Annotated in this window: 9 protein-coding genes and 1 pseudogene; 3 read left to right on the forward strand and 7 right to left on the reverse strand. The window is 75.2% G+C overall.

Going from position 1 to position 10,134, the window contains the following annotated elements:
• Window positions 1-56 precede the first annotated feature (56 nt).
• The 6 genes from mshC to ACFCX4_RS30440 all read right to left on the reverse strand — a co-directional run bounded on the left by mshC (window position 57) and on the right by ACFCX4_RS30440 (window position 6,027).
• Complete coding sequence (gene mshC / locus ACFCX4_RS30415; RefSeq protein ID WP_376149388.1) at window positions 57-1,286, reverse strand: cysteine--1-D-myo-inosityl 2-amino-2-deoxy-alpha-D-glucopyranoside ligase; 1,230 nt, start codon at window positions 1,284-1,286, stop codon at window positions 57-59.
• 261 nt (window positions 1,287-1,547) lie between these two features.
• Window positions 1,548-2,438 (reverse strand): carbohydrate-binding protein, encoded by an 891-nt coding sequence (locus tag ACFCX4_RS30420; protein ID WP_376149391.1) that lies wholly within the window; start codon window positions 2,436-2,438, stop codon window positions 1,548-1,550.
• Between the two features lie 140 nt (window positions 2,439-2,578).
• Entirely contained in the window at window positions 2,579-3,496 is a 918-nt protein-coding gene (locus ACFCX4_RS30425) for an AraC family transcriptional regulator (RefSeq protein WP_376149394.1), read from the reverse strand.
• 196 nt (window positions 3,497-3,692) lie between these two features.
• A complete protein-coding gene (locus ACFCX4_RS30430; protein ID WP_376149412.1) occupies window positions 3,693-4,469 on the reverse strand; it encodes an SCO1664 family protein in 777 nt (258 codons plus the stop codon).
• Between the two features lie 83 nt (window positions 4,470-4,552).
• Window positions 4,553-5,122, reverse strand: coding sequence for a DUF3090 domain-containing protein (locus tag ACFCX4_RS30435; RefSeq protein ID WP_376149397.1), 570 nt, complete (start codon window positions 5,120-5,122; stop codon window positions 4,553-4,555).
• 182 nt (window positions 5,123-5,304) lie between these two features.
• The gene (locus ACFCX4_RS30440) at window positions 5,305-6,027 is read right to left on the reverse strand and encodes a histidine phosphatase family protein (protein ID WP_376149400.1); all 723 of its coding nucleotides are present in this window, start codon (window positions 6,025-6,027) and stop codon (window positions 5,305-5,307) included.
• A 156-nt stretch (window positions 6,028-6,183) separates the two neighbouring features.
• Here ACFCX4_RS30440 and ACFCX4_RS30445 point away from each other — a divergent pair, with 156 nt between their 5' ends.
• On the forward strand, window positions 6,184-7,176 hold the full coding sequence (locus ACFCX4_RS30445; protein ID WP_376149403.1) for a magnesium and cobalt transport protein CorA: 993 nt from the start codon (window positions 6,184-6,186) through the stop codon (window positions 7,174-7,176).
• A gap of 81 nt (window positions 7,177-7,257) precedes the next feature.
• Here the strand turns inward: ACFCX4_RS30445 and ACFCX4_RS30450 are convergent, their stop codons facing one another.
• The gene (locus ACFCX4_RS30450) at window positions 7,258-8,316 is read right to left on the reverse strand and encodes an LLM class F420-dependent oxidoreductase (protein ID WP_376149406.1); all 1,059 of its coding nucleotides are present in this window, start codon (window positions 8,314-8,316) and stop codon (window positions 7,258-7,260) included.
• A 370-nt stretch (window positions 8,317-8,686) separates the two neighbouring features.
• On the opposite strand from ACFCX4_RS30450, the gene ACFCX4_RS30455 reads away from it, so the two are divergent.
• Together ACFCX4_RS30455 and ACFCX4_RS30460 are read left to right on the forward strand one after the other, a co-directional pair.
• The gene (locus ACFCX4_RS30455) at window positions 8,687-9,667 is read left to right on the forward strand and encodes an aldo/keto reductase (RefSeq protein WP_376149409.1); all 981 of its coding nucleotides are present in this window, start codon (window positions 8,687-8,689) and stop codon (window positions 9,665-9,667) included.
• Window positions 9,668-9,821: 154 nt separating this feature from the next.
• Window positions 9,822-10,134 (forward strand): annotated as a pseudogene (locus ACFCX4_RS30460) (hypothetical protein); the annotation flags it as partial.

Below are 10,134 nucleotides of genomic sequence, written 5' to 3' on the forward strand. Positions count from 1 at the left end.
GTCCGGCGCCCCCTCGGCGTCTTCCGGGCGTCCCGCGCCCGGGGCGGAACACCTGCCTAGAGCGCGACGCCGAGCAGCGCGTCCACCGTGCGGCTGACCAGACCGGGCGCGCCGGTGTCGGTGCCGCCCAGCTCCTGCTGCGCGGCGGCCCAGCGGTCCACGGCGGCCAGCGCGGCGGGGGCGTCCAGGTCGTCGGCGAGCGCCGCCCGCACCTCGGCGAGCAGCCGCTCGGCGGCCGGGCCGTCCGGGCGGGACACCGCGGCGCGCCAGCGGGCGAGCCGCTCGACGGCCTCGTCCAGGGTGGCCTTGGTCCACTCCCAGTCCTCGCGGTAGTGGTGCGAGAGCAGGGCGAGGCGGATCGCGGCCGGGTCGACGCCGTCGCGGCGCAGCGCGGAGACGAAGACCAGGTTGCCGCGGGACTTGGACATCTTGTGGCCGTCCAGGCCGACCATGCCCGCGTGCACGTACGCCCGGGCGTACGGATGGGCGCCGGTGGCGACCTGGGCGTGCGCGGCGCCCATCTCGTGGTGCGGGAAGGACAGGTCGCTGCCGCCGCCCTGGATGTCGAAGGACATGCCGAGGAACTGCAGCGCGATGGCCACGCACTCGATGTGCCAGCCGGGCCGGCCGTGGCCGAGCTCGGTGTCCCAGGCGGGCTCGCCGGGGCGGGCGGCGAGCCAGAGCAGGGCGTCCAGCGGGTGGCGCTTGCCGGGGCGCTCCGGGTCGCCGCCGCGCTCGGCGAAGACCGGGTGCATGGCGTCGCGGCTCAGGCCGGAGACCTCGCCGAAGTGCGGGTCGGCCTCGACCGAGAAGTAGATGTCGCCGTCCAGCTCGTAGGCGGCGCCGCTCGCCAGCAGCTTCTGGACCAGCGGGACGATCCACGGGATCGACTCGACGGCGCCGATGTAGTGGGCCGGCGGGAGCAGCCGCAGCGCGGTCATGTCCTCGCGGAAGAGGGCGGTCTCGCGCTCGGCGAGGGCCACCCAGTCCTGGCCGGTCTCGACCGCGCGCTGCAGCAGCGGGTCGTCGACGTCGGTGACGTTCTGCACGTAGAGGACGTCGTGTCCGGCGTCCCTCCACACCCGCTGCACCAGGTCGAAGGCGTTGTAGGTGGCGGCGTGCCCCATGTGGGTCGCGTCGTAGGGGGTGATGCCGCAGACGTAGATCCGGGCGGTGCCGTCCTGCGGCACGACCTCCCGGACGCCGCCCGTCGCGGTGTCGTGGATGCGAAGGGGGAGCCCCTGACCAGGCAGGGGGGGAACCTCGGAGGCGGGCCAGGCATGCATGGCATTGACTTTAACCGTGAGAACATTTGAAAGCCTAACCAGTCGGCAAGATCGACTGGATTCGTCTGCTTTCGTGTCCCGAGCGGTTCCGGACCGATCATGTCCGGTGCTTGACACGCCGCACGCCGTCCGGTCCGCTCCCCGGACACCCCGGATCCGCCCCGCGCACGGCCTCGCGGAGCGGTCCGGGCGGACGGGCCGCCCGGTCGGCCCTGCCGCCGACCGGGCGCCCTTGACCCTCCGTGCGGACGGCCGGAGCCGCTACAACCGCCGCCAGAGGGCCGGCACGTTCGGCGGCTCCCAGCCGGTGATGGCGGTGTGCCCCTGGAGGCACTGGTAGGAGGAGCCGCCGTAGGTCACGCGGTCGCCCGCGTTGTAGAAGGTGCCCGCGGTCCAGGTGCCGCCGCCGCCCGTCTGCGTGCTGGTCGGGGTCGGGGTCGGGTTGGGCGTGGTGCCCGTCGGCCTCGGGGTGGTGGGGGTCGGGGTCGGGGTCTGCGGCACGTTGAGCACGAAGTCGTACGTGGCTTCCTTGGCCGAGCCGACCTGGCGGACGTTCATCAGCAGCCGCGCGTCGTAGATGGTGTCCGTGCTGTTGCGCGGCTCGCCCGGGAAGTACAGCTGGGTGGTGAGCACCGAGCGGCCGGGGGCCTGGAGCTTGACGTGGATGTGCCGGGTGCGGCCCGGGTAGAGGCCGGGCACGATCGTGGTGAGGCTGAACGCGCCCTGGGCGTTGGTGAACTGGTGGCCCCGGAAGTTGAACCCGGAGTTGTCGTAGTCGCCGTTGACGTCGGCCTGCCAGAAGTCCAGCAGCACGTTGGGGATCCCGACGCAGCCGCGGCCGAAGACGATGCCGCTGACGGTGAGGCGGGTGCCGGGGGTGCTGTCGGTGATCAGCGAGCTGCGCAGCGGGGAGTTGGGCTTGAAGTACGGGCCCTCGGTCTGCGAGATGGTGGGGGCGTCGCCGTCGTGGCACTCCGGCGTGAACTCCGGCATCTCGCCGGCGTCGACGCGGTCACGGGCCAGTGCGACGCCTCCGCCGACCAGCAGCGGTGCGGTGCCGAGCACGGCGGCGGCCCGGAGGACGCTCTTGCGGCTGATCCGACGGTCGGTCGAACCGTCCGTCCCGGTGAGGGGCTCTTCGGACGCGGGCATGCGCCGACTCCTTCGATGTGAGTGTGGGGGATCTGGTGGTTCCGTTCGGGGGCGGCCCTTGCCATGGTGGGGGCATGACAAGGACCGGGCCGGCGGGCCGCCCGCTCGCGCCGGGCGGTCCGCCGGTGGCCAGAGTCAACCTACGGGCCGTCCGGAGCCGCCGCGATGGACGTGATCCGGGGATCGTGGTGATTTCCTCCGACCTTCGTCCGGAACTCGCCCGGCGTCATCCCGGTCTCGCGCCGGAAGAACCGGCAGAAGTACGCCGGATCACCGAACCCGGCCTCCCTCGACACCTGCCTGACCGTCAGTTCGGTGCTGGCCAGCAGGCGTTTCGCCTCCAGCGTCTGCTGCTGACGGATCAGCCGGCCCGGCGTGCGGCCGGTCGCCTGCTTGACCATCGCCTGCAGGTGACCGGAGGAGACGCCCAGCTCGTGCGCGCAGGAGGAGACCGAGCGCTGCACTCCGCCCGGGGTCGCGATCAGCCGGGTGAAGGCCGCCGCGAGGTCCCCGGTGCGGGCCGGGAGCGGGCCCGAGCCGCCCGGCGAACACGCCCGCAGGGCGCGGACTATGAGGATGTGCAGGCTGGCTCTCAGCACTCCCGGATAGCCCGCCGGCCGGGCCCGGTACTCGGCCTCCATGTCGGCCAGCAGCGCGCCGATCGGTTCGGCCTGCTCGCCCAGCCGCACCGCCGGGCGGGAGGCCAGGGTGCGCAGCGCGGCGAGGTCCTGCGGGTGCGCCAGCAGGAAGTCCTCGTTGAACAGCACGACCTGCCCGGTGAGGCCGTCCGTGTCCGCCCAGTAGTGCACCTGGCCGGGCGCGATCACGCACAACTGCGGTGGCTGCAGCGGCCGCTGGACCAGGTCCAGGACATGGGCGCCGCGGCCGCCGGTGACGTACACGATCTCGTAGAAGGAGTGCCGGTGGGGGAAGCCGGCCCGGGACAGCGGGCCGATGGCGTCGAAGCTGCCGATCGCGAACGGGAGCAGATGCGGCAGCGGGACCTGGAGGCGATGCAGCGGCAGGTCCAGGTGGGGGGTGGTCCGTCGCTCGTCCATCGTCGCAGTGTGCGGCCGGTCCGGGTCACCGGTCCAGACCATTACCGGCTTTGGGTGCCGACGGACCCTCGGACGGACGGCTGTGCCGACCATGGAACGGTGGGGCCGACGGGCCGGTGGGCCGACGGATCGGCGGTGCGGGGCCCGCGGCCCCGGAGCCCCGGGACCGGGGTCCGCGCGCGGCCGGCCCGGCCCGTCAGACCGGCGGCCAGGGAATGGACGGCCAGTCCTCGGAGGGCGGCGGGTGGGTGCCGGTGGCGAGCAGGGCGGCCACCCGGGCCCGGGTGGCGTCCAGTTCGGCCGCGGTCAGGTGCGGGGCCAGCCGCTCCCCCAGCGCGCCGTCCAGCTGCTCCCCCAGGGCCGTCAGCACCGCGGCCGCCTCCGCGGGCAGCGGCTGCCCGGCCCAGCCCCAGAGCAGGGTGCGCAGCTTGCCCTCGGTGTTGAAGGTGACGCCGTGGTCGATGCCGTAGATCCGGCCGTCGGCCGCGGGGATGACGTGGCCGCCCTTGCGGTCCGCGTTGTTGAGGACGGCGTCCAGCACCGCCAGCCGGCGCAGCCGGTCGTCGTCGGGGTGGACCAGCAGCGCGGTGCGCCCGCCGCCGACCTCGGCCCGGACGATCGGCAGCCAGCCCTCCTCGGGGCCGCGCGGGTCCTGCAGCGCGAGCAGCGGGGCGGCGTCCGGATCGGGCTCCACCCACAGCTGCACCATGCCCGGCCCGTGCGGGCCCTCGCGCAGGACGGTGGGCGGCACCAGCCCCCAGCCGGTGGCGGCCGACACCTCGTACGCGGCGACCTCGCGGCCGGCCAGGGTGCCGTCCGGGAAGTCCCAGAGCGGGCGCTCGCCGGCCACCGGCTTGTAGACGGCCTGGGCCGCGAGGCCGTCGGCGCCGGTGACGGTGCAGTAGAGGGCGGCGTTGGAGGCGTCGGTGAGCCGGCCGTGCACGGTCAGCCCGCCCTCGCGCAGCAGCCGCAGCGCGGTGGGCGGGTCGGCGGCGAGGGCGGCGGCCTCGGCGGGGTCGGACCGCGGCGGCTCGGCCGGGTCCGCGGTCTGCGTGTTCAGCGCCGGTACCCGTTCGCGCGCGGGCACAGGTGGCCCTCCGGGTCGAGCGGGAGGTTGCAGAACGGGCAGGGCTTGCGGCCGGCCGCGACGAGGTCCAGCGCCCGCTTGGCGAACACCCGGGCCATCGCGCCGGAGAGCCGCACCCGGAGCATGTCGGGGCCGTTCTCGTCGTCCTCGAAGACGGCGGCGCCCTCGTCCCCGCCCTCCTCGTCCTCGACCAGGGCCTGCGCCTCGACCACCAGGCAGCCGTCCACGCCGTCCCAGGCCAGGGCCATGGTGCCGACCCGGAACTCCTGCTCCAGCGGGAGGTCCAGCGGCGCGGTGTCGAGCAGGTCCTGCGGGGCGGAGGCCGGGATGGTCGCCGAACCGCCGCTGCGGCGCAGCGCCTCGTCGAGGACCTCGTCGATCCGCTCGGCGAGCGCGGCGACCTGGGTCTTCTCCAGCAGCACGCTGGTGATCCGCCCACGGGCGCTGGCCTGCAGGTAGAACGCCCGGGCGCCGGGCTGGCCGACGGTGCCGGCCACGAACCGTTCGGGCTGGTCGTAGAAGAAGACCTGACGGGGCACGCTCTCGCTCCGGATCGTGTCGATCGTGGTGAATCGTCTGAACGTCGTTGGGTACGTCGTCGGGTGCGTCGGGCTTCCCGGCCGGTGCGCGGGGACCCACTGGTCACCCTACGACCTCCCGGGCCGGGCCGGGGAGCCGAGCCCTCGACGGGGCGGGCCCGGCCGGAAGCGGAGCGGGCGGCTCAGGCCGCGCCGGTGGAGCCGCCGACCGCGGCGTCCCCGTCCGCGCCGGCGGCGGGCGCGGGGGCGAGCGCGGCGAGGTCGCCGGTGTCGCCCATCCGCAGCAGGAACGGCCGGCGCGCGGTGTAGCGGATCGCGGTGACCGAGCAGGGGTCGACGTTGATCCGCTGGAAGTGGTCCAGGTGCAGGCCGAGCGCGTCGGCCACCACCGCCTTGATCACGTCACCGTGCGAGCAGGCGAGCCAGACCGCGTCGTCGCCGTGCTCGGCGGCGATCCTCCCGTTCCACTCGCGGACGGCGTCCACCGTGCGGTGGCTCAGCCCGCGCAGCGACTCCCCGCCGGGGAAGGCCGCCGCCGCCGCGTGGTCCTGCACGACGCGCCACAGCGGCTCCTCGGCCAGCTCGCGCAGCGGCCGGCCGGTCCACTCCCCGTAGTGGCACTCGCCGAGCCGCTCGTCCAGGGCCGGCTCGCCCGGCGCCGTGCCGCCGCGCTCGGGGCCGGCGAGGTCCGGCCGGGCGGCGAGCAGCGGTTCGAGGGTCTGGCGGCAGCGCTCCAGCGGGCTGCTGACCACCTGGACCAGCGGGACCGGGGCGAGCCGGCCGGCGAGCGCGGCGGCCTGCGCGCGCCCGGTGTCGTCGAGGTCCACCCCGGGCGTCCAACCGGCCAGGATTCCGGCGGTGTTCGCGGTGGAGCGGCCGTGGCGGACGAGCAGCAGGGTGGGCATGGGCCCTACCCTACGGCCTCCCGGGCCCGGGGCGGGCCCGCTCGCGGATCTTGGTCGGCGCCCGGCCCGGGGCACCGGGTCCGGTCGCCCGGCGCGCCCGCCGGCGGGACGAACCGGCGCCGTGGGGGATGTTTCGGACGGCCGCCAGGGGCGACAATGGCCCGCATGATCGTCCATTGCGCCATCTACCGCGACGGCCGACCGGTCGCGACGCCCGCGGACCCCGCCGGCAGCCTCGCCGCCGCGCGGAAGGCGGGCCCGGGCGGCTTCGTGTGGATAGGCCTGTTCGAACCGACCACCGAGGAACTCGACCGGGTCGGCGGCGAGTTCGGCCTGCACCCGCTCGCCGTCGAGGACGCGGTCGGCGCCCACCAGCGCCCGAAGGTCGAGGTCTACCAGGACTCGCTGTTCGTCGCCCTCAAGACCCTCGGCTACCACCCCGGCGGCCACGCGGTGACCAGCGGCGAGATGATGCTGTTCGTCGGCGAGGACTTCGTGATGACGGTCCGGCACGGCGCCGACAGCCCGCTCGGCGATCTGCGGGCCCGGCTGGAGCAGCAGCCCGAGGTCCTGAGGTTCGGCCCGAGCGCCGTGCTGCACTCGGTCTGCGACACCCTGGTGGACGGCTACGTCGACGTCGCCGTCGGCATCCAGGCCGACCTCGACGAGCTGGAGGCCGACGTGTTCGCCCCCGGCCGGGTGGGCCGCGACATCGCGAGCCGGATCTACGGCTACAAGCGGCAGCTGGTGACCGTCCGCCGGGCCACCGGGCCGCTGCTCGACCCGATGCTGCGGCTGGAGCGCGGCGGCGTGCCGTACGTCCGGGCCGAGGCGCTGCCGTACCTGCGGGACGTCGCCGACCACCTGGCCCGCACCAACGACCTGGTGGAGGGCATGGACCGGCTGCTCTCCGACATCCTGGCGGCCAACCTGGCGCAGGTCAGCGTGCAGCAGAACAACGACATGCGGAAGATCTCCGCCTGGGCGGCGCTGGCCGCCGTGCCGACCATGATCGCCGGCGTGTACGGGATGAACTTCGAGCACATGCCCGAGCTGCGCCAGGCCTGGGGCTACCCGGCGGCGGTCGGGCTGATGGTGCTGGTCTGCGTGCTGCTGCACCGGGTGTTCAAGCGGCACGACTGGCTCTGACGGGTCCGCCGCCCGACCCCCGCGCGAGGGACCGGGCGGGGGCCGGGACGGCGGGGGCGGGACCGGGCGGCGGGGGCGGCGTCACGCCAGGCCGGCGCGCTCCAGGGCCTCGACGCCGGTGCGCAGGGCGGTGATCCGCTCGTCGAGGGTGAAGCCGGCCGGGGCCAGGGTGAGCGTGGTGACGCCGGCGTCCGCGTAGGCCTGCATCCGGTCGGCGATCCGGGCGGTGTCGCCGATCAGCGCGGTGGCGTCGACGAGGTCGTGCGGGACGGCGGCGGCGGCCCCCGCGTAGTCCCTCGCCAGGTACCGCTCCTGGATCTCGTCGGCGGCCTGCTCGTAGCCCATCCGGCGGGCGAGCTGGTTGTAGAAGTTCTTCTCCTTGCTGCCCATGCCCCCGATGTAGAGCGCGGTGTAGGAGCGCTGCGAGTCGACGCCCGCCGCGATGTCGTCGCCGACGACGATGCCGACGGTCGGGCAGACGTCGAAGCCGTCGAGCTCCTCGCCGGGCTCGGCGCCGGCCTTCGCCCGCCCGGTCCTCAGCGGGTCGAGGGAGAGCGCGGCGTGCTCGGGGGCGAAGAAGATGCCGAGCCAGCCGTCGGCGATCTCGCCGGTCAGCTCCAGGTTCTTCGGGCCGATCGCGGCGACGTACAGCGGGATGCGCTCGCGCACCGGGTGCACGGTGAGCTTGATCGGCTTGCCGGGGCCTCCGGGCAGCGGCAGTGTCCAGTGGGCGCCGTCGTGGACCAGCCGCTCGCGGGACATCGCCTTGCGGATGATCTCCACGTACTCGCGGGTGCGGGCCAGCGGCTTGTCGAACTTCACCCCGTACCAGCCCTCGGAGACCTGCGGGCCGGAGACGCCGAGGCCGAGCCGGAACCGCCCGCCGGAGAGGGTGTCCAGGGTCGCGGCGGTCATCGCGGTCATCGCCGGGGTGCGCGCCGGGATCTGGAAGATGGCCGAGCCGACGTCGATCCGCTCGGTCCGGGCGGCGACGAAGGAGAGCACGGTCGCGGCGTCCGAGCCGTAGGCCTCGGCCGCCCAGCAGACGGAGTAGCCGAGCCGGTCGGCCTCCTGGGCGACGGCGGTGTTGTCGGCGTCCATGCCGAGTCCCCAGTAACCGAGGTTGATGCCGAGTCGCATGGGCACTGCCTTCCAGTTCGGGTCCGTCACGAGGGCGACGGCTCGTCCGGCGGACATGCTACTGGCCGGTAGTGGTGGTCCGGGTCACATTTCGGCCGCTCGTCGCCGACCGGGCGCACGGTCGGCCGCGGGCCCGCGCGCCGACCGTCCGGCCGCGCCCGTCCGCGCGTCCCGGCGCCGTGGGCGGGGCCCGCGGGCGGTGATCGTTCTGCGGGTCTGCACGCCGGTCCGGGCACCGGCCGCTACGCTCAGCCGAGGTGGGGCGCCCTGCCCCACCTGCGCGTTTGCCCCCCGGGTTCGCCCCCGCGGCATCCCCCGCCGCACGCACCGTCGCGCCACCGCACCTCCGGCCAGTGAGAGGGCCCGTCCGATGGAAAAGCGTCACCTCGGCCGCACCGGGCTGCAGGTCTCCCGGCTCGGCCTCGGCACCATGACCTGGGGCCGCGACACCGACGAGCAGGAGGCGGCCGAGCAGCTCAAGGAGTTCGTCGACGCCGGCGGCGACCTCGTCGACACCGCCGACGTCTACGCCGACGGCGACGCGGAGTACCTGCTCTCCCGGCTCACCGACAGCCTGGTCCCCCGCTCCGACCTGGTCATCGCCACCAAGGCGGGCAGCGTGCCGGCCTCCGGCCGCCGCTTCGACGGCTCCCGCGGCCACCTGCTCGGCGCGCTCGACGCTTCGCTGCGCCGGCTCGGCACCGACTACGTCGACCTCTGGCAGGTGCACGCCTTCGACCCGGCCACCCCGGTCGAGGAGACCCTCAGCGCACTGGACATCGCGGTCTCCTCCGGCCGCGCCCGCTACGTCGCGGTCTGCGACTTCAGCGGCTGGCAGCTCGCCAAGGCCGCCACCTGGCAGCACGCCCACCACGGCCGGGTGCCGCTGGCCGGGGCGCAGCTGGAGTACTCGCTGCTCCAGCGCGGCATCGAGCGCGAGGCGCTGCCCGCCGCCCGGGACGCCGGGGTGGGCGTGCTGGCGGGCTCGCCGCTCGGGCGCGGGGTGCTCACGGGCAAGTACCGGCACGGGGTGCCGCAGGACTCCCGGGGCGGCTCGCCCTACCTGTCCGGATTCGTCCAGCCCTACCTCGGGGAGCGCTCCCGACGGATCGTGGACGCCGTCGCCACCGCCGCCGACGGTCTCGCCAGCAGCCCGCTGGCCGTCGCGCTGGCCTGGGTCCGGGACCGGCCCGGGGTGACCAGCGCACTGGTCGGGGCGCGGACCGTCGGGCAGCTCCGGGCGGCGCTGTCGGTGGAGGCGCTTACGCTTCCGGAGGAGATCCGCGGTGCGCTCGACGACATCTCGGCGCCGGTCCACCGCTACCCCGACCAGGGGTGGAGCGAGCTGTAACGGCCGCCCGGCCCCACCACCCGAACCTGCCCGAACCGACCGACCGCCGGCCCGGCCGCCCCGCGCGGCCCCGGACCGGCCCGACCCCGCCGCCCGCCCCGTCAAGGGGGCGGGCGGCACCCAGCAGTGGAGTTGAGCTTTCGTGGAGCGGACGATGACTGACGCGGAGAACGGCGCTCCGGAGGAGACCTCGACGGAGGCGGCCCCGGACTGCGCGGTTCCGGACGGCGCGGTTCCGGTGCCCGGGCAGGCGTCGCCGGCGCAGGGGCCGGCGGGTGCGGACGGCGCGGGCACGACGGGTGCCGGTGCGGCGGGTGCGGATGCGGCGGCGGACAAGGCGGCCGCGGTCGCCGCGCTGGCGGAGCGGGTGCGGTCGGTCGGCCGGTCCGGCGAGGACCGGTCCGGCAGGGGCCCGTCGGACACCGGGCACGCCGCGGGTACCGCCGAGGGTGCCCCGGCCGCGGAGG

Origin of the sequence: Kitasatospora sp. NPDC056327 (genome assembly GCF_042261735.1) — a bacterium.
GTDB lineage: Bacteria > Actinomycetota > Actinomycetes > Streptomycetales > Streptomycetaceae > Kitasatospora.

What these genes read in the sequence shown, in the direction of transcription:
- mshC (WP_376149388.1), bottom strand. Translation starts at nt 1,286, where the DNA reads ATGCATGCCTGGCCCGCCTCCGAGGTTCCCCCCCTGCCTGGTCAGGGG.
- ACFCX4_RS30420 (WP_376149391.1), bottom strand. Translation starts at nt 2,438, where the DNA reads ATGCCCGCGTCCGAAGAGCCCCTCACCGGGACGGACGGTTCGACCGAC.
- ACFCX4_RS30425 (WP_376149394.1), bottom strand. Translation starts at nt 3,496, where the DNA reads ATGGACGAGCGACGGACCACCCCCCACCTGGACCTGCCGCTGCATCGC.
- ACFCX4_RS30440 (WP_376149400.1), bottom strand. Translation starts at nt 6,027, where the DNA reads ATGCCCACCCTGCTGCTCGTCCGCCACGGCCGCTCCACCGCGAACACC.
- ACFCX4_RS30445 (WP_376149403.1), top strand. Translation starts at nt 6,184, where the DNA reads ATGGCCCGCATGATCGTCCATTGCGCCATCTACCGCGACGGCCGACCG.
- ACFCX4_RS30450 (WP_376149406.1), bottom strand. Translation starts at nt 8,316, where the DNA reads ATGCGACTCGGCATCAACCTCGGTTACTGGGGACTCGGCATGGACGCC.
- ACFCX4_RS30455 (WP_376149409.1), top strand. Translation starts at nt 8,687, where the DNA reads ATGGAAAAGCGTCACCTCGGCCGCACCGGGCTGCAGGTCTCCCGGCTC.